We start from the raw sequence: 23,777 nt of genomic DNA, 5'->3' as shown, positions 1-23,777 counted from the left end.
AAAGTAATCATGAATGAGAATACAGCACTTTATCAAACGACAGATCAAAAAGGATCCAACTCGCTCTTTCAAAAATGGGCACAGCACGGAGAATTAATCGCAGCAGGCATTTCGGGGATTCTCATCTTGATTGGATGGTTTCTAAAGGATGAAACGATGTGGAGTATTCCTCTTTTCATTCTTGCTTTTGTTATTGGTGGTTTTGCAAAGGCAAAGGAAGGAATTGAAGAAACCATTTCATCCAAGACATTAAATGTAGAACTTTTAATGATATTTGCTGCGATAGGCTCAGCGATCATTGGCTACTGGGCAGAGGGCGCCATTTTAATTTTTATTTTTTCGCTTAGCGGTGCGCTAGAAACGTATACGTCAAATAAAAGTAAAAAAGACTTAACGGCTTTAATGAGTATCGCTCCAGATGAAGCCACTTTAATTGAAGAAGATGGCACCACCATCCAAATCGCTGCTTCTTCACTTACGCCAGGTGACCGTATTTTAATCAAAGCGGGCGAACGAATTGCAGCAGATGGTGTGATCATGAACGGAAGAACAAGTGTAGACGAATCTGCCTTAACGGGTGAATCGGTGCCTCAGGAAAAAGGGCAAGGGGAAGATGTGTTTGCAGGAACAGTGAATTTAAATGGTTCATTAACAGTAGAAGTAACAAAACATAATGAAGAAACACTTTTTCATAAAATCATTAAGCTTGTGGAATCTGCACAAGAAAGTGTATCGCCAAGCCAAGCGTTTATTGAAAAATTTGAAGGTGCATATGTAAAAGGTGTGCTCATCACTGTAGCGATTTTAATGTTCCTGCCTCATTTTGTACTTGGCTGGAGCATGAGTGAAACGTTCTACCGTGCGATGGTGTTTATGGTAGTTGCCTCGCCTTGTGCACTTGTTGCCTCAATTATGCCAGCAGCTCTTTCACTCATCTCAAACGGTGCAAGAAACGGTATGCTTGTAAAAGGAAGTGTCTTTTTAGAAAAACTGGGCACAAGTACGATGATTGCATTTGATAAAACGGGTACGATTACAAGTGGAAAACCAGCTGTTGAAAAAGTGGTCTTGGCAAAAGGGCAAGATGAATCGACCTTTTATCATGCACTCTATCAAATTGAAAGTCAGTCAAACCATCCATTAGCTAAAGCCATTTCTGATATGGCAAAAGAGCATCATACAGAGCGGGCAGCCCACGTAACCATTGAAGAAACATCAGGTTTTGGTGTGGAAGCACAATTAAATGAGGACACATGGCGGATTGGGAAGAAAGATTTTGCCGGAAAAGCTTCAATGGATCGTGACATTGAAGAGAATGGTGATGTTCTTTCATCCAAAGGATATACAGTTGTCTATGTTCAAAAAAATCAAGAAGTCGTCGGCTGTCTCGGTTTGAAGGATCAAATTAGACCTGAAGCCAAAAAAATGATTCAGGAGCTGAATGATTTAGGCATCCAAACCGTCATGCTCACAGGGGATCAGCAAAAAACAGCTGAAGCGATTGCAGAGGAAGCAGGCATCCAAACCGTTGTCGCTGAATGTCTTCCAGATGAAAAGGTACATGAAGTCAATCAACTGAAAAAACAAGGTGATTCGATCATTATGGTCGGAGATGGAATCAATGATGCACCGGCACTCGCCACAGCAGATGTTGGCGTCGCAATGGGCGGAGGCACAGATGTTGCTTTAGAAACAGCAGATCTCATTTTAATGAAAAATAACTTAAACAATCTAACAAAGATGATCCGTCTTTCAAGAAAGATGAACCGAATCATTAAACAAAACATCATCTTTTCATTAACAGTTATTTGTTTGTTAATCTGTGCGAATTTCTTACAAGTTCTTGATTTACCTTTTGGTGTCATTGGGCATGAAGGCAGTACGATTTTGGTTATTTTAAACGGACTTCGTTTGCTTCGTGCTTCTTAAGCAAATCACAAAAGCGCACTGGCTTTAGGTCAGTGCGCTTTTGTGCGAAATACAGTGAAAACTGATACAATAGATCAGTAGTCAAACGTGTGAGGAGGATCACGATGAATCGAATGAAAAACTTGTCTTCTTGGCTTAAGAAAAAAGACATTCAAGGTGCATTTATACATACAAAGGAGAATGTATTCTATCTATCTGGATACTTCACAGAGCCGCATGAAAGAGTGATGGGGCTGTTTGTTTTTGAGGAAGCAGATCCATTTTTCATTTTGCCTAAGATGGAAGTTGAGCAAGCAAAAAATGCGGGATGGGCTGGAGATATCATTGGATATGAAGACCATGAAAACCCCTTTGATTTCATACAAAAGGCACTAGAAAAACGAGGAGTAAAAGCGACTCGCCTAGCGATTGAAAAAGAATCCATTCCTTTGCAAAGAGCAGAGCAGCTTCAAGCTGTCACTGGGGCAGAAACATTCGTCCGGGCAGAAGATGTGCTCAATCAGCTAAGACTAATTAAAGACGAAGCTGAAATTGAAACATTGAAAAAAGCTGCTCAATTGGCAGACGAAGGCGTCAAAATTGGGGTTCATGCCCTAAAAGAAGGGGTGACGGAAACCGAAGTTCTTGCTGTCATCGAATATGAACTGAAGAAAAAAGGCATTCAGGGCATGTCCTTTTCAACCATGGTACTATTCGGAGAAAAATCAGGAGAACCTCATGGAAATCCGGGGCAGGCAGCCTTGAAAAAAGGTGATTTTGTTTTATTTGACCTCGGCGTGATTGTGGATGGCTATTGTTCAGATATTACAAGAACCTTCATCTATCAAGAAGCGTCTGAACAACAAAAGGATATTTACAACACCGTCTTGAAAGCCGAATTGGCAGCACTTGATATGAGCCAGCCGGGTGTGAGAATTGGTGACCTTGACTTAAAAGCAAGAGGGCTGATCGCAGAAGCAGGATATGGCGAATACTTCCCGCACCGTCTAGGGCATGGACTCGGGGTTTCTGTTCATGAGTTCCCTTCTATGAGTCAAGCAAATGATGACCTTCTAAAAGAAGGGATGGTCTATACGATCGAGCCGGGTATTTATTTACCAGGAGTCGGCGGGGTTAGAATTGAAGACGATGTTCTCATTACAAAAGATGGCCCAGTCACCTTAACCAATTATCCAAAAGAGTTGACGATCATCAAGTAATGAAAAAAATCACGATGAACGTCCAAGTATTGGGAGCGTCATCGTGATTTTTTTGTCACTCTTTGCGATCCTTATCAACAAAAAAATCATCAATTGATTGAAACGGCTTGATTTTATGTTCTTTTCCTAAAGGATGTAGTGCGAATCGAGCAGAAAACAAAATAGTCAAACATAATATAATCCATATGATAATACCCATCTTGAATTCCCCTTTCCACCCAGTGATTTGTTCAGCTCACATACATCTTAAAGTATGAAACGCTTACCATATCAAGAGAAAGTAGGAGAAAAAATGCCTAACATAAGGGATATTGCGAAAAGAGCGGGTGTATCTGTTACCACCGTATCACGAGTGATGAATGATCATCCTTATGTCAAAGAAGAAAAGCGAGAGCGCGTACTTAGTGCGATGAAAGAGCTCAAATATACACGGAATATTCAGGCAGTGCATTTAGCAAAGGGCTATTCCAATATGCTTGGAATTGTACTTCCGACAATTGATCACTCCTATTTCAGCGGAATTGTCACAGGGATTGCAGAGAAAGCACAGGAGTGCGGAATGCATTTTGCCTTGTTTCAAACAGGATATGACCCATTAAAGGAAAAAGAAGCATTAATGAGCTTAAAAGAGCAGCGTGTGGATGGTTTAATCTTTTGCTCAAATGCGTTAAGTGATCGAGAAATTTTAAAGTGGCAGGAATCTGGTCCTATTATCTTTTGTCATCCTACTCCGCATGATACATGTTCATCGGTATCGATTGCGCATGATCAGGCTTTTAAGGAAGGGCTTGAACACTTAGCGGCATGCGGTCATGAGCGAATCGCAATCGTTCTTGCTAGAACAGAAGGGGAGAACAGCCAAGTTCGCATTCAGACTTATCAAGAAATGATGCGGTCGCTTGGACAGGACATTGATGATGAATGGGTCATTGAAGGAAAACTAACCATTTTTGATGGCAAGCAATTATTTACAGAATGGAAAGAGATGAAAAATCGTCCGACAGCCTTACTGATTACAAACGATGATGTCTCAGCAGGTTTTTTACTAGAAGCACAGCGTCACCAAATAAACGTTGGAGAATCACCAGCCATACTTGGCTTTCAAAACGATCAATTGAGTGAAGCATTGGGGATTTCTAGTATAGATATTCCCCTCAAACAAATGGGGCAGGAAGCATTTGACTTGTTCAACCAAGTATTACAAGGTGAGGCACCAGAAAAAAGGGTGCTGTCATATCGACTCGTTGAGCGCACAACGACTATTTTGAAAAACAATCGTTGACGCACGTTTCATCTGTTTTGTACGATAAGAAGGATTGAATAAGAAGGAGGTGGGGATGTTCATGGAATCCTTCACCGTTGATAAAGCGTTAAATAATAATGTCATCATCGCAAAACACCCTTCTTTAGGCGAAGTGGTCCTGATTGATAAAGGGATCGGCTTTGGGAAAAAATCGGGTGACGTTCTCGATCAAGCGGCATTTGAGAAAATGTTTGTGTTAAAGAATACAAAAGAGCAAACAGAATACAAACAATTGCTGCACCACATTAATGAGGACATGATTGAGCTTGCCAATGACGTCATTTATCATATACGAGAAAAAATGGGGCATCGTTTAAATGAGCATATTCATATTGCACTAACAGATCATATTGCCTTTAGTTTTAAGCGAGTTAAGCAAGGCTATGATATCACCAATCCTTTTATGCTTGAAACGAAATCCTTATACCCGAAAGAATACGAGGTCGCAAAGGAAGTCGTGGAACTGATAAATGCGCGGCCAGATGTTGAAACAAAGCTGCCCGAAGGAGAGATTGGCTTTATTGCGCTCCACATTCACTCTGCTTTAACGAACCGGCCTTTATCCGAGGTCAACCGTCATTCGCAGCTCATGACACAAATGGTCCAAGTCATAGAAGATGCATTTCATATGAAAGTAGATAGAGAAAGTATTCATTATTTACGCTTACTGCGCCATATTACGTTTTCGATTGAGCGTATTAAACGGGAAGAATCATTAGAGGAGCCAGAAAAGTTGCTTCATCTATTGAAAAATGAATATCCTTTATGCTACAATACTGCTTGGAAAATGATCAAAATTTTGCAACATGCATTGAAAAAGCCTGTACAAGATGCCGAAGCTGTCTATTTGACACTTCACCTGTACAGATTGACGAATAAAATTTCATAGTTTCCTTGAAACGTGTAACTGATTCGATCAGGCATGAGTGACTTAAGGTAAATACAGGATAAGATCCTGTTATTTGCGCAACCTTATATCACCATGTCTTTTTTGTGTTCTGAAAGTGAAATGTAAACGGTTAATTATGAAATGTACGTCAGTGTGTAATTGAAATGCATGTTGTAAGCGAAAACAAAAGGAGGTTCAACCAGTGTTTAAATCACTTTTTGGTGTGTTGCAAAAAATTGGACGAGCACTTATGCTTCCAGTTGCGATCCTTCCTGCTGCTGGTATTTTACTAGCACTCGGAAATGCGATGCAAAATCCGCAGCTGATTGATGTCGCTCAATTTTTAAGCAATGATACAATTCAGCTTGTTGCTAGTGTTATGGAGAATGCGGGGAATATTGTCTTCTCGAATCTTCCACTCTTATTTGCTGTAGGGGTTGCCATCGGTCTTGCCAATGGAGACGGTGTGGCAGGGATTGCCGCGATCATCGGTTACCTTGTCATGAACGTAACGATGAGTGCCGTATTAATGGCCAACGGTTCCATTCCATCCGATTCAATCAAATTGGCTAAGTTCTTTAAGGAAAGTCATCCAGCGTATGTGAATATGCTCGGCATACCGACCTTGTCTACCGGCGTTTTTGGCGGGATTATTGTCGGGGTATTAGCCGCTTATATGTTTAATAAATTTTACAAAATTGAGCTCCCGCAATATCTTGGCTTCTTTGCTGGTAAGCGTTTTGTTCCAATCGTTACGTCGATTTCAGCACTTATTTTAGGGCTTTTGATGCTCGTCATTTGGCCGCCAATCCAAGGTGCATTGAACTCATTTTCAACTGGACTGCTTGCAGCGAATGAGCCGCTAGCTGCCTTTGTATTCGGTGTCATTGAACGCTCATTAATTCCGTTTGGTCTGCACCACATATTCTACGCACCATTCTGGTATGAATTTTTTAGCTATAAGAGCTTATCAGGAGATATTATCCGTGGTGACCAGCGTATTTTCATGGCGCAAATCAAAGATGGTGTTCAGCTGACAGCCGGGACATTCATGACAGGGAAATATCCGTTCATGATGTTTGGACTTCCAGCAGCAGCACTTGCGATTTACCATGAAGCAAAACCTAAGAATAAAAAACTTGTAGCAGGAATTATGGGGTCAGCGGCCCTTACTTCTTTCCTAACAGGGATCACTGAACCGCTTGAATTCTCATTCTTGTTTGTTGCACCGATATTATTTGCGATTCACTGTGTATTTGCTGGATTATCCTTTATGATAATGGATATTCTAAACGTGAAAATCGGGATGACCTTCTCAGGAGGGTTAATCGACTTCTTCCTATTTGGTATCCTGCCGAATAGAACCGCTTGGTGGCTTGTTATTCCAGTCGGTCTCGTACTGGCTGTCATTTACTACTTCGGATTCAGATTTGCGATTCGCAAGTTTAATCTGAAAACGCCAGGACGAGAAGATGAAGCAGCTGACGGTGCAAGTAGCGCTCAATCTGGAAAAGGCGATGACTTACCTTATGAAATTCTTGAAGCAATGGGTGACCAAGAAAACATTAAACACCTAGATGCTTGTATTACGCGTTTACGTGTCACTGTAAATGATCAGAAAAAAGTGGATAAAGACCGCTTGAAAAAGCTTGGCGCTTCAGGTGTCCTTGAAGTAGGGAATAACATCCAGGCCATCTTTGGACCACGCTCTGATAATTTAAAAACACAAATGCAAGACATTATTGCAGGGCGCACACCTCGACCAGCGAAAGACCCTTCTGCAAAAGAAGAAGTCAGTCAGCAGGTTGAAGAAGTCATTGCAAAACCGCTTCAAAACGAACAAGGGGAAGAAACGTTTGCTTCACCAATTACAGGGGAGCTGCATCCAATTACAGATGTGCCAGATCAAGTATTCTCAGGGAAAATGATGGGTGACGGTTTTGCTATCTTGCCAAAAGAGGGAACAGTGGTTTCACCAGTAAGAGGAAAAATCTTAAATGTGTTCCCAACAAAACACGCCATCGGCCTCCAGTCTGATGGTGGACTTGAAATCTTGATTCACTTCGGGATTGATACAGTCAGCCTCAAAGGAGAAGGATTTGAAGCATTTGTACAAGAGGGAGACCAAGTAGAAATCGGTCAAAAACTTTTAGAGGTTGATATTGATAAAATTAAGTCAGAAGTACCATCTTTAATGACACCAATTGTATTTACAAACTTAAGTGAAGGACAATTTATTGACCTTCAAGAATCCGGTGAAATCAAAGCTGGCCAAGAAAACATCATGAAAATTTCAAAATAATTTTCATAACTGCCGTTCTTGTTAGATGACAAGCTCGGCAGTATGATATAATATTGTGGATGTATGAAATGTATAAAAAGGAGATTGATAAAAATGGCTCAACAAACATTCAAAGTAACTGCAGATTCTGGAATTCACGCACGTCCTGCAACAGTTCTTGTACAAACTGCTAGTAAATATGATGCTGATATCAACTTAGAATATAATGGTAAAACAGTGAACCTGAAATCTATTATGGGTGTAATGTCTCTAGGAATTGCGAAAGGTGCTACAATCACTATCTCTGCTTCTGGTTCTGATGAAAATGATGCACTTGCTGCACTTAAAGACACAATGAAAAGTGAAGGCCTAGGCGAGTAATGCAACAACTGAAAGGAATCGGTGCTTCAGCAGGCGTTGCGATTGCAAAAGCATATCGTCTGGAAGAACCAGATTTAACAGTTCACCAAAAAGACATCAACGATCCAGAGACAGAAGTGAAGCGTTTTGAAGAAGCAATTCATGTTTCTAAACAAGAACTTGAAGCAATTAAAGAACATGCGCTAAAAGAGCTTGGCCAAGACAAAGCAGATATCTTTTCTGCACACCTTCTTGTGTTAAGTGATCCAGAGCTGCTCAACCCAGTAAAGGATAAAATTACATCGGATAAAGTAAATGCTGAATTTGCTTTAAAAGAAACAGCAACAATGTTTGTTACAATGTTTGAAGCAATGGACAATGAATACATGAAAGAACGTGCAGCGGATATTCGCGACGTTACAAAACGTGTCACTGGTCATTTGCTAGGCGTTGACATTCCAAACCCAAGTATGATTTCTGAAGAAGTCATTATCATTGCTGAAGATTTAACACCTTCTGATACAGCTCAGCTGAACAGACAATTCGTCAAAGGTTTTGCGACAGATATCGGTGGTCGTACTTCTCACTCAGCGATTATGGCAAGATCAATGGAAATTCCAGCAGTTGTTGGGACAAAAGAAGCAACAAAAACGGTGAAAAACAATGATCTGATCATTGTTGATGGTATTAGTGGAGACGTCATCATTCAGCCTTCTGAAGATGAAGTGAAAGCGTATCAAAAAAAGCATGAAGACTACTTAGCTCAAAAAGCGGAATGGGCGAAACTTGTTGACCAGCCAACGGTCACAAAAGACGGCGTTCACGTAGAGCTAGCTGCAAATATCGGAACACCTGAAGATGTAAAAGGTGTACTTGAAAATGGCGGCGAAGCAGTTGGATTGTACCGTACAGAATTTTTATACATGGGCAGAGATCAGCTCCCAACAGAAGAAGAGCAGTTCGATGCGTATAAAACCGTTTTAGAGAAGATGGAAGGCAAAGCAGTGGTTGTCCGCACACTAGATATTGGTGGCGATAAAGAACTTCCTTACTTGCAGCTTCCAAAAGAAATGAACCCGTTCCTTGGCTATAGAGCGATCCGCCTTTGCCTTGAAGAGCAGGAGATTTTCAGAACACAGCTACGCGCGTTACTTCGTGCAAGTACATATGGAAACTTGAAAATCATGTTCCCTATGATCGCGACGTTATCAGAATTTAGAGAAGCAAAAGCTATTTTACTTGAAGAAAAAGAAGCATTGGTTGCTGCTGGTACAGAAGTATCTGATTCAATTGAAATCGGAATGATGGTAGAAATTCCATCAACAGCTGTTATCGCAGATCAATTTGCAAAAGAAGTAGATTTCTTCAGTATTGGAACAAATGATTTGATTCAATACACAATGGCTGCTGATCGAATGAACGAACGAGTGTCTTATCTTTACCAGCCATACAATCCAGCTATTTTACGCCTCATAACTCTTGTGATTGAAGCAGCGCATAAAGAAGGTAAATGGGTTGGCATGTGCGGTGAGATGGCAGGAGATGAAATCGCAATCCCGCTCCTACTTGGATTAGGATTAGATGAATTTTCAATGAGCGCAACATCGATTCTTCCAGCAAGAACGCAGTTAAGCAAGCTTTCTAAGGAAGAAGCTGCATCATTTAAAGAGCATATCTTATCACTGAGCACAACTGAAGAAGTGGTTGATTTCGTGAAAAAAACGTTTCAACATAACTAGGTGATGTAAACCAGACAGGTCAAACTGTCTGGTTTTTTTGTCGAATTTTATCATAATCAGTCATATCGCTTGCAGAGAAGGGCATCCTAAAATAAAAAAATGGAGGTGACCAGTTTGTCTTTCTCTAACTATAAGCCGGGTGATCAAGTATATGTCATTTATCGAAATCCACATGCAGCCAATGTCGCACAAATTAAAGAAGCGGAAATCGTTTCACACCCTTACAATGAGCAAGAGCTTGCGCTATTTCTACTTGAAACATATCACCCATTAGCCCCTGATGATGCCGTATTTCCAACATACGAAGAAGCAGAAGCCCTTTATCAAGATCTGTTTGAATAAGGGAGATTTTAGAAAGGATAGAAGCCATCCTGAGAGGTTAAAGTAACGATATGAACCTATAAGGTAAGGATGTGCTAATTATGATCAAACCGTTCGTTCCCCAGCTTGTGTATATTGAACCTCGGGCGCTAGAGTACCCATTAGGACAAGAGCTGAAAGAAAAGTTTGAAGGCATGGGAATTGAAATTAGAGAAACAACCTCACACAACCAAGTGAGAAATATTCCGGGGAAAAATGATTTGCAAAAGTACCGTAATGCAAAGTCGACGCTCGTTATCGGCGTGAGAAAAACCTTAAAATTTGATACATCTAAACCATCTGCAGAGTATGCCATTCCTTTTGCGACAGGATGCATGGGGCATTGCCATTATTGCTACCTGCAAACGACTATGGGGAGTAAGCCGTACATTCGCACATATGTCAATGTAGAAGAGATCTTAGATCAGGCTGAACAGTACATGAACGAGCGTGCGCCTGATATCACACGATTTGAAGCCTCGTGTACATCTGATATCGTCGGAATTGACCATTTGACTCACACACTCAAACGAGCGATTGAATACTTTGGTCAAACCGATCTTGGCAAACTACGCTTTGTTACGAAATTTCATCATGTAGACCATTTGTTAGATGCAAAACACAATGGACGAACAAGATTCCGCTTTAGTATCAATGCCGATTATGTCATTAAATATTTCGAACCTGGAACATCACCACTCGATCAGCGGATTGAAGCGGCTGTAAAGGTAGCAAAAGCAGGCTATCCACTTGGCTTTATTATTGCCCCTATTTACATTCATGAAGGGTGGCAAGAGGGCTATAAAGTCCTATTTGAAAAACTCGATGCAGCTCTCCCTGAAGAAGTGAGACAAGATATCACCTTTGAAATGATTCAGCACCGTTTTACAAAACCGGCGAAGCGTGTCATCCAAAAAAACTATCCAAAAACAAAACTAGAACTAGATGAAGAAAAGAGAAGATATAAGTGGGGTAGATACGGAATTGGAAAATATATCTATCAAAAAGATGAAGAACAAGAACTTAGACAGACATTAGAATCATATATAGAACAGTACTTTCCGTCTGCAAAAATTGAATATTTTACTTAAAACAAGTCATTATGGCTTGTTTTTTCTATTTAAATTTTCTTACAACTATTGAATGCGGTACCAATTTTGCCGATATACACATTAAGATGCGAAAGTAGGATGTAGGGGTGATGAGATGTTTAAGAAACTTCAAGTGAGAATAGCTGTTTTCATCTCAGTTATTTTAATTTTAACCGTTGTCGCAGTTCAAGTGGGTTCCAATTTAGTATTAAGACCACTGATTGAACGAGATGCGAAAACAACGACAGCAGCAACGGCAGAAAGCATGAGAGACATCATAGCACTAAAGCTTGAGAATTACGGTGATACGATTAACAAATTGGCAACAAGTACACTTACTGAAGATTTTGCACAGAAACAAACAAAGCAGACATTGGCATTTGAAAACGATGAATTAAAAGGATTGCAGGAGCAGGATGAACTCATCTCGCTTGCCTATATAGGAACAAGTGATGGTAAAATGTTCGCTTTCCCGGAGTCCGATTTTGGTGAAGGGTATGATCCGTCTAAACGAGACTGGTATATTCAAGCGGCTGAAAAGCCTGACGACGTCCTATGGACAGATCCGTACATTGATAAAGCAACAAATGAAATGGTCGTTTCAGCCACAAAGGCGATCGTACGAAACGGGAAAGTAGTCGGTGTCGCTGGACTTGACTTGAAACTGGCTTCCATTCAGTCTTATATAAAAGAACAAAAGATTCCTTATATGGGAACGGCTTTCTTAGTTGACGGCACAGGGACCATTTTGGCACATCCAACAGAGCAAGGAAAAAATATCTCAAAAGTCGCTTCTGTGAAAAAAGCGATCGACAACTCGGGTATTGATGATGACAAACAGCTGACCGTCATCTCAAAAATTAAAGAGGCAAACTGGACGATCGGTGTGAGCTTCGAGAAAAAGAAACTTCTTTGGATCACTGAACAAATGAATCAGACAAGTATCATTATTTCTGTCATTGCCATTATACTTGCCATGATTCTAAGCTACTTATTGGCTAGAAGCATTACAACACCAATTAAACGCCTCATCGAGCATGTTCGTAAAGTGTCTGAAGGCGATTTAACCAGCTCGCTTGAGTCGAAGTCTCAGGATGAGATAGGGTTCCTGACGAAAAGCTTTAATCAAATGACTGAAGGCATCAGGGATTTAATTGAAAAAGTGAAAGAGTCTTCAGATCAGGTTGTGAAATCAACGGATGAAGTGACCCAAATTTCAAACGAGACCTTGCTGTCTAGTGAACAGATTGCAACGGCTATTCAAGAGGTCGCTGTAGGAGCGACGAAACAAGCATCAGAAGCGGAAACCATTAATGAAAAATCAGAGCATTTGTATGAAAAAGTTCGTCATATGGGTGAGCTTGCCACGCAAATGCAAACCAACTCAAAATCATCGGAAGATGCAAGCTATAGAGGACTTGATGCTCTTGGTCTGCTCGTCCAAAAATCAACACAAGCGAATGAAGAATCGAAGAAGGTAGAGCAAATGCTGCTTGACCTTGAGCATAAAACGAAAAATATTGAAAACGTCGTAACAGCGATCTCTGAAATCTCAGATCAAACGAATTTACTCGCACTGAATGCAAGTATTGAAGCAGCGAGAGCAGGAGAAAGCGGAAGAGGATTTGCTGTTGTTGCAGAAGAAGTCAGAAAGCTGGCTGAACAATCTGCAGAATCAACCAAACATATTAGTGAAACCGTAAAACTCATTCAAGATGAATCGAAAAAGGCAGCTGAAGCGATGACAGCAGCAAGTAAAATGAATGAAGAACAAGGTGATGCCATCAATTCAACAGGTGAGGCACTCAGCAGTATCACAATGGAAATGCAGGCACTTGTCGGCTCCATTGACAGCATTCATACACAAATCAATGAAATGACTGAAGAACAGCAGAAAATGAATGATTCCATTCAAAGTATTGCGGCCATTTCACAAGAATCCGCCGCTTCAGCTGAGGAAGTACATGCTTCCACAGACGAACAAGTACAAGCTTTAGAAAGAACGAAAACTTCAACAGAAATGTTGAACGAATCAAGTCAGGCACTGCGTCAGGCAGTCAATCGGTTTAAACTATAATCTTGCAGAAAAGAACCTTGCCATGTGAGCAAGGTTCTTTTTGTATGATAAAATATGAACAGAGGAGGGTGCCAACATACATGTTAATCTATCTGGAAAAAAAGCATTGGTCGCTGCAAGCAGTCAAGGTATCGGTAAAGCCATTGCCTTTCATCTTGCAAAAGAGGGAGCAGATGTGATGCTCTCGGGAAGACATGAGCACACGCTGCAAGAAGCGGTCAAAGAATTATCCCCGCTTGTAAAAGGGAAGCTGACTTATCAAGTATGTGATGTATCTGATGCCGAGCAAATTAAAGCGCTTGTCGTCGCAGCAGCAGGTGATGAAAAACGCCTTGATATACTCGTGAACAATACAGGCGGTCCTCAAACAGGAACACTTGAAACCTTAACAGATGAAGATTGGATGGAATCCTTTCAGCTTCATTTACTCAGCTATATTCGGTTATTAAAAGAAGCCTTGCCGTATTTAAAAAAACAAGGTGCACGAGTTTTAAATATTGCATCTATGTCGGTCAAAGAACCGATCCCAGGCTTGATGCTGTCGAATACATTTAGACCGGCCATTACCGGCTGGACAAAAACAGCTGCCCAGGAGCTTGCCAAAGATGGTATTTTGATCAATACCTTAGCCCCGGGGAAAATTGAAACAGAGCGCGTGAAACAGTTGGACAAACACCGTGCACAGGAGGAGCAACAATCGGTTGAAGAGATCAAAGCACAAGCTGAACGGATGATTCCGCTGGGCCGTTACGGACTGCCAGAGGAATTTGCAGCATATGCGGCTTTTCTTTTATCTGAAGCCAATACATATATGACAGGTCAAACCCTCATCATTGATGGTGGATTGACAAAGTCTCTATAAGGAGGAATTCTTGATGGCACAAATCAAAACAGTTGGTTTTATTGGAATCGGTGTAATGGGACGTAGTATGGCAGGGCATTTAATGGATGCTGGCTACGAAGTTCTCGTTTATACAAGAACAAAAGAAAAGGCAGACACATTGGTTCAAAAAGGTGCTCTATGGAAATCGACCGTAAAGGAGATCGCAAAGGAGGCAGATGCCGTCATCACAATGGTCGGGTATCCATCAGATGTAGAAGAAGTCTATTTAGGAGAAGATGGACTCTTGGAACATGCTGCGCCTGGTACATACCTCATTGATATGACCACATCGAAACCTCAGCTGGCAAAAGAAATTGAAGCGAAAGCGAAGGGAAAAGGAGGACTATTTGCATTAGATGCGCCGGTCTCTGGCGGAGACGTTGGAGCCCAAAACGGCACGCTTGCCATTATGATTGGCGGAGAAAAAGCAGCCTATGAAGCGTGCCTGCCGCTATTTCAGCAAATGGGGGAAAATATTCAATATCAAGGACCTGCAGGAAGTGGTCAGCATACAAAAATGTGTAACCAAATTGCTATCGCAGCAGGGATGGTAGGTGTCGCTGAGGCAATGGCTTATGCGGAAAAATCAGGACTTGATCCAGAGCAGGTACTTAAAAGCATCACAACAGGAGCAGCCGGCAGCTGGTCTTTGTCAAACCTTGCACCAAGAATGCTGAAAGGTGATTTCGAGCCAGGATTTTATGTGAAGCATTTTATTAAGGATATGGGCATTGCGCTTGAAGAAGCAGAGCTGATGGGAGAAGAGATGCCAGGTCTGTCATTAGCGAAGTCATTATATGAAAAGCTCAGCGAACAGGGCGAAGAAAACAGCGGAACACAAAGCATCTATAAATTATGGGTGAAATAAAAAAACTGCTCCGCCTACGTGGAACAGTTTGTAGCGTGTAAACAAGCCCTCACATTGCTGAAAAAAGAAGACAAACTAAAAACCTGTCCCAAATAGAGACAGGTTTTTTTGATCTTATTTTCCGATGAATTGCTGCGTCCAGTAGTTACCAGATTTCACATAACCTACACCGATATGTGTATAGTTTTTGTTTAAAATGTTCGCTCTGTGACCTTCACTGTTCATCCAAGCTGTGACTACTTCTTGAGGTGATCTTTGACCTTGAGCAATGTTTTCACCTGCTGTTTTGTACGTGATACCAAATTGCTTCATTTGATCAAATGGAGATCCGTAAGTTGGGCTTGTATGAGAGAAATAGTTTTTATCTTTCATATCTTGTGATTTAGCGCGAGCAGATTTGCTTAATTTAGAATCAACAGAAAGAGCTTTTAAGCCTTGTTTTGCACGCTCTTTATTTGTCAGCTCAACCACTTCTTGTTCAAATGCATTTAAGCTGCTGTCTGCTTTTGTTGCAGTTGTGTCTTTTTGATCAGATTTTGAGCTGTTGTTCGTTGTGTTTTCTTTTGCTGGTGTGCTTGGTTTAGAAGCAGCTGGTTTTTTCACTGATTCTTGTTTTTGCTCATTTTTTGCTTTGTTTACTTCTTTCACCACTTTTGTTCCAGTAACAGGTTGACCACTTTTGATCAGCTTGTTTAATAGAGCTTCGATCTCTTTTTGATTTGAAGTGCTTAGCTTGTTTACATCTGAAGAGATATGTAATTTTGCAGCTAATGTATGAAGATCAATGGCTTGATGCTGTACGTTTATGACTTGTTTCAGGTTAAGCTCTTTCGCATCAGCTGAATGCCCTCCAGTGAACGTGATCAATGCAGCAGCTGTCAGCGCTGAAAAAATGAATGATTTCTTTTTCATTTTGTAACTCCTCCTAAAATCTTTGTTTTGTTTTCTCACAGAAAATCATAACATAGACTTTTTGTTATAAACGTACCAGCATCCTCCATTGACAACGCCCATTTGTCATTTTTGTTAAAGTCATAGAAAGAGTCTCCTTATATCAATGAATGGAGAATCTTTCTATTTAAAGAAAACGACATAAACATACCAATATTTTAAAGTGTTAGTATATTTTTTTGCAGAATAGGGATTGACAGCTTTTTTTCACTTGTTTCGCTGTAACAACTATTACAAAAGTGTTACAATAATGAGTGGTAATTGTAAAAGATTGAAAGGATGAGAGGAGCTACATAAGTGGGAGAGAAACAGCATCAAGGTGCTGCCGAGCAGAAAAAAATGAAGCGCCGGAACGCCTGGAGAATTAATCTCTTTTTCTTCGCTGTATTTAGTTTATTTGCTGGACTTGTCATCAAGCTCGGTGTGCTGCAAATCGTCAATGGTGAGGATTATAAAAAGCAAGCCAACCGAACTGAGGTCAAAACAGCATCATACCCGTCTCCAAGAGGAAAAATGTATGACGCGAGAGGAAGAGTCGTTGTTGATAACGAAAGTGTACCTGCCATCGTTTATACATCAGAAAGCGGTGTGAAAGCGGAGGATAAGATTAAAGTAGCAAGAAAACTTGCGACTTATATAAAAATGGATACAGATTTTTTGAGAGAGCGTGACATTCGAGATTTTTGGCTGGCAAGCCATCCGAAAGAAGCGGATAAGCTCATTTCAAAAGCAGAGCAAAAGAATCTTAAAGCAAAAGATGTCTATCCTCTTCAAGTAGAGCGTGTGCCTAAGAAAGAAGTCAAGGCGATCGAAAAAGATGCAGAGGAAAAAGCAGTTGCAGCGATCTATCGCAGGTTTACAGGCGGATATGCCTTTGAACCTCAAATCGTGAAAGCAATGGACCCGAACGAAGAGAAAAAAGGGGACGAAAAAGTTGCGTTGCTTGATGAAACAAAAGAATCAAAACAGACATCATCCGTAAGTTTGACATACGAAGAGATCTCACTAGTATCAGAGCATCTTGATGAACTGCCTGGTGTAAATGTCATCAATGACTGGACAAGGAAATATCCGTACGAAAAAACCCTCTATAATGTCCTTGGCGGTGTCACCACCCCAGAGCAAGGCATTATAAAAGAGCGTGAAGATTACTATATGGCAAGAGGTTACTCGAGAAATGACCGAGTAGGAAAAAGTTATTTAGAATATCAATATGAAGATTTTCTCAATCCAGAAAAAGCAACTGTTCAATATACACAGGTCGGCGGCAAACTGCTTGATGAAATCAAGCGGACAGAAGGACGAAGAGGACTTGACCTTGCACTCACATTTGATATGGAGCTGCAAAAGGAAGTCGACAAAATCGTTGAGTCAGAGCTAAGATCTGCTAGTGCAAGAAACTATATGATGGACCGTGCCTTTGTTGTGATGATGGACCCTAACACAGGTGATGTTCTCGCAATGTCAGGGAAGAAAATGGACGGAAGAGACGTCACAGATTATGCGATCGGAACATTTACGACACAGTATGAAATGGGCTCTGTTGTCAAAGGAGCTACTGTCCTCTCTGGTTATCAAGATGGTATGTCACACAACCAATCCTATACGGATACACCGCTGTATTTTGCGGGAAGTGGAAAACCGAAGAGGTCTTACAAAGATCTTGGGTGGGTTAATGACCTTCAGGCACTCCAAAAGAGTTCCAACGTTTATATGTTCCAAGTAGCGATGAGAATGGCAGGGATCACCTATCAAAAGGATGGCCCGTTACCAGCAAGACCTGAACACTTACAAAAAATGAGAAACTACTATGCTCAATTCGGTCTTGGCGTAAAAACAGGCATCGATTTGCCGCAGGAATCAAGCGGAATGCAGACGCATCCTAAGACAGTCGGCGGACTTTTGCTTGATGAAGCGATTGGTCAGTATGACACATATACACCACTTCAAGTCGCACAATACATGTCGACCATCGCAAATGGAGGTAACCGTATTCAGCCAAGAGTGGTGAAAAGTGTTCACTTCCCAACGAATAAGGAAGAAGTAGGTCCTGTTGTGAAGAAATATGAGCCGAAGGTGCTGAACACCATTAACAACTCGAAAGCAGATATCGACCGTGTCAAAATGGGACTAAAAATGGTCACATCAACAGGCGGGACTGCCGCTGGCCGGTTCGGTCAGCATGATGTCGCAGGGAAAACGGGTACAGCCCAAACCTTCTACTATGGTGCCAACCGGAGCTGGTGGGGGAATGCCACGTACAATTTAACCTTTGGAGGATATTATCCTTCTTCCAATCCGAAAGTGGCATTTAGTGTCGTCACACCGTATGTATCAGATAAAGATCCTGTCATTAAAACCATTCCAAGTAAAATTGTTGATAAGTACGTTGAATTACAAAAGAAATATGAAAAGCAATAAACAGCAGGGAGCACAGCAAGAGAAAGTGCTCCCTTTTTGCTGAAAATATGGACGTTTCACAAGAGATTGGGAGGAAAATACGGTTTTTCTAGCGAATCCTTTTTATACATCAAACTAAGGACAACCCTAAAAAAATTAAAGGAGGGTCGGACGACGATGGAACAAAAAATGAAAGATTCGAATCAGCTGTACTCGAATATTGATTTACATGCCGTTCTTTCTTCTAATGGCCGCTTTCTCTACATTTCTTCCAATTGTAAGCAGCTTTTGCTCTATGAACAAAAGGATTTACTAGGGTGTTTTTTGAAAGACTTTGTTCATACCGAAGATCAATTTCTCGTCGAAAGTTATTTCTATAATCAGCACATGCTAGAGATTTGCCACTTTAGACTGCTTAGAAGTGATCTTACAGCTGTATGGGTAGAAGCAAGCATTGATTTTGTTGCTTGTGATGGGTTAGACAACGATTTAAGTAGAGAAATGATCCTGAAAATGAGGGTAATGAATACAGAGCCTCAAAAAGCAGCATTTCAACCAACAGAAGTGTCAGAACAGTCGTTAGGCAGTCTACCGGCTTTCCAAGATGTCAGTGAAGCTGAAAATCTGATTGCCATGCTGCCAAATCCGTTATGTATTACGGCGCTTGGGAAAATTGTGTATGCCAACGATGCGATGCTGCAATTAATGGGTGTATGTACAAAAGATGAAATGATCGGCAAGTCTGCGTTTGATTTTATTGCCGAGGAGTACCATGACATTGTGAGAAGCCGAATCAAAAGACTGCAGCAAGGCCTTCCAGTCGGAATGATTGAACAAATATGGAAAAGGAAAGACGGGAGCATGATTCATATTGAGGTGAAGTCATCTCCGGCAATTTATCAAAATCAACGGGCAGAACTTTTACTATTAGTAGACATCTCTTCCCGTAAAAAATTTCAAACCGTTCTTCAGAAAAGCAGAGAGCGGTATCAGCTGCTTATCCAAAATTCTATTGATACCATTGCCGTCATCCACGATCATAAATGGGTATTTATGAATGAATCAGGTATTAAATTATTTGAAGCCGAACATTACGATAAATTAATCGGAAAAGATATCTTTCATCAAATCCATTCATGTGATCAACAAAAAGTCAAAAAGAGCTTATCACGTATAATCGAAAGAGCATCAGATTCTGAGATTGTGACGATGAGCTGCCATACGTTTAAACACCGGTTGATTTATACAGAAATGGTTTGTATCCCTACCACATTTTTTGGTGAAACAGCCGTTCAAATTATTTTAAGAGATATATCTGAACGAAAACAGACAGAAGAACTCATGCTGCGCTCTGAAAAATTATCAATCGCAGGTCAATTGGCAGCAGGCATTGCACATGAAATAAGGAATCCACTGACGGCGATTAAGGGCTTTTTACAGCTCATTAAACCAAAAACAAAAGACCGTGATCAATATTTTGAAATTGTCTTCTCTGAGCTGAGCCGGATTGAAATCATCTTAAGTGAGCTACTAATGCTTGCGAAGCCGCAGCAAACAGCATCCATGCAGACGCTTGATTTGAAAAAAATCATTAGCGAAGTCACCGCTCTGTTAGAGACACAGGCCAACTTAAATGGAATTTTGATGAACACAAGTGATATCGAGGAGGATCTCCTGATGAATGGGGATCAAAACCAGCTGAAGCAGGTATTTATCAATTTAATCAAAAATGCCGTCGAATCCATGCCGGACGGAGGGAAGGTAGACATTACCGCCAAAGCCGAAAAAGAAGGGATACTTGTCACGATTAGAGATGAAGGAATTGGTATTCCTGAATCGGTCATGAAGCGGATCGGCGAACCTTTTTTAACAACAAAAGAAAAGGGAACAGGACTTGGGCTCATGGTGACATTTAATATTTTAGAAAATCACAACGGAACCATCCGGGTAGATAGCGACCCAGAGAAAGGGACTGTGTTTCACATCATGTTTCCCGCAAAATAAAAACAACGGCAAGAGAGCCGTTGTTTCATCCGTCTATTGATTGTATGGAACGCTTTTCAAGAACAAATTGTTCGAGACGGTCAAGTCCTTCTTTTAACGTTTCAAGTGAATATGCATAGGAAAGGCGCACATATCCTTCTCCGAGTGAAGAGAAAGCAGAACCAGGTACGACCGCAAGTCTTGTACTTTCTAACAACTCCATGCAAAAATCAAATGAACTCATCCCAAACGATTCAATGGAAGGGAAAATATAAAAAGCGCCGGAAGGCTTAATGACCGGAAGCCCCATAGAAATGAGTCGATCATATACATAGTCGAGTCTTTTCTTATATTGCTCTCTCATGATCAGTGCATCATCCACACCATTTGTCACTGCTTCAAGTGCCGCCTTTTGTGAGATAGCCGAGGCACAAGACACGTTATATTGATGTACTTTTAATACATGTTTAGCAATAGGGGCGGAAGCAAATAAAAAGCCGATTCTCCATCCGGTCATGCTATGAGATTTTGACAGTCCATTGATGACAATCGTCTGTTCCTTTAAGAAAGAAGCAATGGAGTGATGCGGACGATCAAATGTCAGCTCACTATAAATTTCATCAGATAGAATAAAAATATCCTTTCCTTCAAGAAGCTGTGCAATTTCTTTCAATTCTTCTTCTAATAGCGTGACCCCAGTTGGATTTGAAGGGTATGGAAGGACAACACACTTTGTCTTTTCCGTTAATGCATCTTCAATCAGCTTGGCGTTTAATTTAAAACCGGCATTTGTTGTGTCGATATGCACAGGCACCGCACCGCACATCCGAATGATCGGTTCATAGCCAGGGTACACAGGGCCGGGCAGGATGACCTCATCGCCTTCAGTCAAAATGGTTCGAAACGCAGCATCAATTGCTTGACTCGCACCTGTTGTCACAATGATTTCTGTCTCTGCATCATAATCAAGATGGACTTTCTTTTTGATGTACTGCTGGATCGCTTGTCTTAGCTCTAAAAATCCAGCATTATGAGTATACGAGGTGAAATTCTCGTCAATGGCTGTTTTGGCAGCTGTTTTGACATGATGCGGCGTATAAAAATCGGGCTGACCTATGGTCAATGAAACGACATCCTCATATGAAGATACGAGATTTGAAAATGTTCGAATGCCTGAAATTTCAATATCCTTTACTCTTGGATTCAGCAAATGCTCCATTTCTCATCACCTTAAAAATTTATGTTTTTATCCTATTTTACCATTCACTGCATAAATGTCACCTGCGGAAAGGCTTCGGATATCGTTATATGTAGTCTATTCTCCCATCCATCACAGCATGAGTGATATATGAAGAAAGAGCAACATTTATTATAGCGTAACCTGCTCGGAAAATACAGCTCTGCTTAAGATGATTAGAATAAGGCAAAACGGTATAAACTGAAAGAACGAGAGAATCAAGTCATGGGAATTGCTTTCACAGGCATACGATCTCCTGAAGGAGGACGATAATAGATGGATCAATCAGCAAAGACATCGAAAATAGCCTTTTTATCCGTCATGAGTAATACGTTTGTTGTGGTCCTTAAAATCATTGTAGGGGTGTTAACTGGATCTGTTGCGGTTTTATCAGAAGCCATTCACTCTTTTCTCGATTTAATGGCCTCTTTTATTGCATTTATCTCTGTTCGTATTTCAAGAAAGCCGGCAGATTCAAAACATCCTTATGGACATGGGAAAGTTGAGAATATTTCTGGAACGATTGAAACTTTGTTGATTTTTGTAGCTGGGATTTGGATCATTTATGAGTGTGTTCATAAATTAATGCATCCTGCGCCTGTTAAACTGCCGGTACTTGGTATTGTGGTCATGCTGATCGGGGCACTTATCAATTTTGTTGTGTCGAGAGTTGTGAACAAAGAGGCAGAGCGAGTACATTCTGTTGCCATGAAATCGAATGCACTGCATCTTTTAACAGATGTGTTTACGTCACTAGGGGTTGCCTTTAGTTTATTGCTTGTTGCATTAACGGACTGGTATTTCCTCGATCCGATTATTGGAATGGTGCTAGCGCTCTATATTATGCGTGAAGCATTTAAACTCATGAAGGAAGCCTTCCCGCCGCTTGTCGACGCCCGGTTAACCCCGGAAGAAGAACAAGCGATAGAGGGCATCATTCAAACATTTAGTCAAGAATTCATTGAATATCATGACTTTCGAACAAGACGATCCGGTGCTGAAGAATATATTGACTTCCATTTGATTGTTCATGGAAAAACAACCATTGAAAATGTCCACCAATTATGTGATCGAATTGAAGAGAACATTCAGCAGGCGTTTCCGCATGCACAAATCTTTATTCATGTAGAACCTGAAAGTGAAAGAAGCACACAAACGTAAAAAGGCGATACCACCTCTTTGAAGGTTGTATCGCCTTTTTTTACGCTTCATCTATGAAATGAAATCAATATCCATAAGCAGTATCGTAATCTTCATACCAAGAGATATAAGCAGCATCTTCATTAGATAAACCATGTTTCATATCTAAAAAATCAGCTTCGCAAATATCTTCAATCACAGTCATTTCGTTGTTCTTTAATAGTACGACAGTTCCCATCATGAACACCTTTCTTTAAAAAATCCTTGACTATTGTACCATGTGAAACGTGATTGTCAACAGAAGAATCGAAATGAGACAAAAATATCACAAAATGTTAAAAAATCAGGCGTTGAAAGAACTAGATGTGCCATAATTTTCGTGAATTTTCAGTATTTATTCACATAAATCATCATTGCAAAATGATCTAAAATTCATGTAAAAATGAAAAGCTCCATTGATCTTGCGATATTCATAAGATATAATAACGAATGATTATAAGAAATTTATAGAAAACATACATAATAAAGGAGAAATAGGATGGAAACAAACATGTCAGAAGCACCTATTCAAGAAGAAAAACATCCTGAACTAGCTGGAGTAGGTTATCGTTTTCTTGCTCATCTTTTAGACGGTGTCATTATTAGTGTACCATTTTCATTCATTGTATTTATTCTCGCCACACTCTTTTTTGTCTCAAGCCCTGAGGCGGCATTTTTAATGTATGATGATAGCTATTACTATTCTTCTACGGTGATCACGGATGAAGAATGGGCAGTCATAATGGGCTTTATCTTTTTCTATGGCGCAACGATTTTAGTCGGTATCGCGGTGACTTGGCTGTATTATGCGATCATGGAATCATCAAAGCTGCAAGGAACTCTTGGTAAAATGGCTCTTGGAATCAAAGTGACAAAAGTAACGGGTGGAAAAATAACATTCGGGCGCGCGACAGGCCGCTTTTTTGCAAAAGGCTTTTTGTCTCCAATCTTATGTATTGGCTACATCATTGCGTTTTTCACAGAAAAAAAACAAGCACTTCACGATTTGATTGCAAGTACCATTGTCGTAAAGAAATAATGAAAAGAA

At 40.6% G+C, this 23,777-nt stretch carries 19 protein-coding genes and 1 pseudogene; 17 read left to right on the top strand and 3 right to left on the bottom strand.

The features are described 5' to 3' along the window. Positions 1-9 precede the first annotated feature (9 nt). The 13 genes and pseudogenes from MHH23_RS14470 (at position 10) to MHH23_RS14415 (ending at position 14,979) form a co-directional block, all read left to right on the top strand. Complete coding sequence (locus tag MHH23_RS14470) at positions 10-1,929, top strand: heavy metal translocating P-type ATPase (RefSeq protein ID WP_340959709.1); 1,920 nt, start codon at positions 10-12, stop codon at positions 1,927-1,929. Positions 1,930-2,033: 104 nt separating this feature from the next. Then, positions 2,034-3,128, top strand: a complete 1,095-nt coding sequence (locus MHH23_RS14465; RefSeq protein WP_340959707.1) for a M24 family metallopeptidase — start codon at positions 2,034-2,036, stop codon at positions 3,126-3,128. Positions 3,129-3,420: 292 nt separating this feature from the next. Then, positions 3,421-4,410 carry a LacI family DNA-binding transcriptional regulator gene (locus MHH23_RS14460; protein WP_256689214.1) on the top strand — a complete coding sequence of 330 codons (990 nt, stop codon included), beginning with the start codon at positions 3,421-3,423 and terminating at the stop codon, positions 4,408-4,410. Between the two features lie 55 nt (positions 4,411-4,465). Further along, positions 4,466-5,320, top strand: coding sequence for a glucose PTS transporter transcription antiterminator GlcT (gene glcT / locus MHH23_RS14455; protein WP_017359435.1), 855 nt, complete (start codon positions 4,466-4,468; stop codon positions 5,318-5,320). A gap of 202 nt (positions 5,321-5,522) precedes the next feature. Beyond that, entirely contained in the window at positions 5,523-7,622 is a 2,100-nt protein-coding gene (ptsG, locus tag MHH23_RS14450) for a glucose-specific PTS transporter subunit IIBC (RefSeq protein ID WP_024719659.1), read from the top strand. A gap of 93 nt (positions 7,623-7,715) precedes the next feature. After that, positions 7,716-7,982: a phosphocarrier protein HPr gene (locus MHH23_RS14445; protein ID WP_003211078.1), complete on the top strand. Its 267-nt coding sequence runs from the start codon at positions 7,716-7,718 to the stop codon at positions 7,980-7,982. Further along, positions 7,982-9,700, top strand: coding sequence for a phosphoenolpyruvate--protein phosphotransferase (gene ptsP / locus MHH23_RS14440; protein ID WP_008348058.1), 1,719 nt, complete (start codon positions 7,982-7,984; stop codon positions 9,698-9,700). The genes MHH23_RS14445 and ptsP overlap by 1 nt, the downstream gene beginning before the upstream one ends. A 114-nt stretch (positions 9,701-9,814) precedes the next feature. Beyond that, positions 9,815-10,042: a transcriptional regulator SplA domain-containing protein gene (locus MHH23_RS14435; RefSeq protein ID WP_008361179.1), complete on the top strand. Its 228-nt coding sequence runs from the start codon at positions 9,815-9,817 to the stop codon at positions 10,040-10,042. Between the two features lie 80 nt (positions 10,043-10,122). Further along, positions 10,123-11,151, top strand: coding sequence for a spore photoproduct lyase (gene splB, locus MHH23_RS14430; RefSeq protein WP_007498710.1), 1,029 nt, complete (start codon positions 10,123-10,125; stop codon positions 11,149-11,151). A 115-nt stretch (positions 11,152-11,266) separates the two neighbouring features. Continuing rightward, positions 11,267-12,289: pseudogene (locus MHH23_RS20165) on the top strand (cache domain-containing protein); the annotation flags it as partial. After that, positions 12,281-13,228 (top strand): methyl-accepting chemotaxis protein, encoded by a 948-nt coding sequence (locus MHH23_RS20160; protein WP_370529227.1) that lies wholly within the window; start codon positions 12,281-12,283, stop codon positions 13,226-13,228. The pseudogene MHH23_RS20165 and the gene MHH23_RS20160, both read left to right, overlap by 9 nt. A 76-nt stretch (positions 13,229-13,304) precedes the next feature. Next, complete coding sequence (locus MHH23_RS14420; protein WP_251210771.1) at positions 13,305-14,090, top strand: SDR family oxidoreductase; 786 nt, start codon at positions 13,305-13,307, stop codon at positions 14,088-14,090. Between the two features lie 13 nt (positions 14,091-14,103). Further along, positions 14,104-14,979, top strand: a complete 876-nt coding sequence (locus MHH23_RS14415) for an NAD(P)-dependent oxidoreductase (RefSeq protein WP_340959704.1) — start codon at positions 14,104-14,106, stop codon at positions 14,977-14,979. Positions 14,980-15,093: 114 nt separating this feature from the next. On the opposite strand, the gene MHH23_RS14410 is transcribed toward MHH23_RS14415, so the two are convergent. Next, positions 15,094-15,891 (bottom strand): CAP domain-containing protein, encoded by a 798-nt coding sequence (locus tag MHH23_RS14410; protein ID WP_007498701.1) that lies wholly within the window; start codon positions 15,889-15,891, stop codon positions 15,094-15,096. A gap of 336 nt (positions 15,892-16,227) precedes the next feature. On the opposite strand from MHH23_RS14410, the gene MHH23_RS14405 reads away from it, so the two are divergent. Both MHH23_RS14405 and MHH23_RS14400 read left to right on the top strand, forming a co-directional pair. Beyond that, a complete protein-coding gene (locus MHH23_RS14405; RefSeq protein WP_138278460.1) occupies positions 16,228-18,351 on the top strand; it encodes a peptidoglycan D,D-transpeptidase FtsI family protein in 2,124 nt (707 codons plus the stop codon). Between the two features lie 156 nt (positions 18,352-18,507). Next, entirely contained in the window at positions 18,508-20,334 is a 1,827-nt protein-coding gene (locus MHH23_RS14400) for a PAS domain-containing sensor histidine kinase (protein WP_041507383.1), read from the top strand. A 25-nt stretch (positions 20,335-20,359) separates the two neighbouring features. Here MHH23_RS14400 and MHH23_RS14395 read toward each other — a convergent pair whose 3' ends face one another. Then, on the bottom strand, positions 20,360-21,532 hold the full coding sequence (locus MHH23_RS14395; protein WP_007498694.1) for an aminotransferase A: 1,173 nt from the start codon (positions 21,530-21,532) through the stop codon (positions 20,360-20,362). A gap of 294 nt (positions 21,533-21,826) precedes the next feature. On the opposite strand from MHH23_RS14395, the gene MHH23_RS14390 reads away from it, so the two are divergent. Beyond that, positions 21,827-22,711, top strand: a complete 885-nt coding sequence (locus MHH23_RS14390) for a cation diffusion facilitator family transporter (protein ID WP_340959702.1) — start codon at positions 21,827-21,829, stop codon at positions 22,709-22,711. Positions 22,712-22,775: 64 nt separating this feature from the next. Here MHH23_RS14390 and MHH23_RS14385 read toward each other — a convergent pair whose 3' ends face one another. Then, complete coding sequence (locus MHH23_RS14385; RefSeq protein ID WP_017367142.1) at positions 22,776-22,928, bottom strand: hypothetical protein; 153 nt, start codon at positions 22,926-22,928, stop codon at positions 22,776-22,778. Positions 22,929-23,228: 300 nt separating this feature from the next. Here MHH23_RS14385 and MHH23_RS14380 point away from each other — a divergent pair, with 300 nt between their 5' ends. Then, on the top strand, positions 23,229-23,768 hold the full coding sequence (locus tag MHH23_RS14380) for an RDD family protein (protein ID WP_058337409.1): 540 nt from the start codon (positions 23,229-23,231) through the stop codon (positions 23,766-23,768). The last annotated feature ends 9 nt before the right edge of the window (positions 23,769-23,777 follow it).

This window comes from Bacillus sp. FSL K6-3458, assembly GCF_038005045.1.
Taxonomy (GTDB): domain Bacteria; phylum Bacillota; class Bacilli; order Bacillales; family Bacillaceae; genus Bacillus; species Bacillus altitudinis.
The sequence above is the reverse complement of the archived record's forward strand: the minus strand, read 5'-3'. Positions and strand labels throughout refer to the sequence as shown.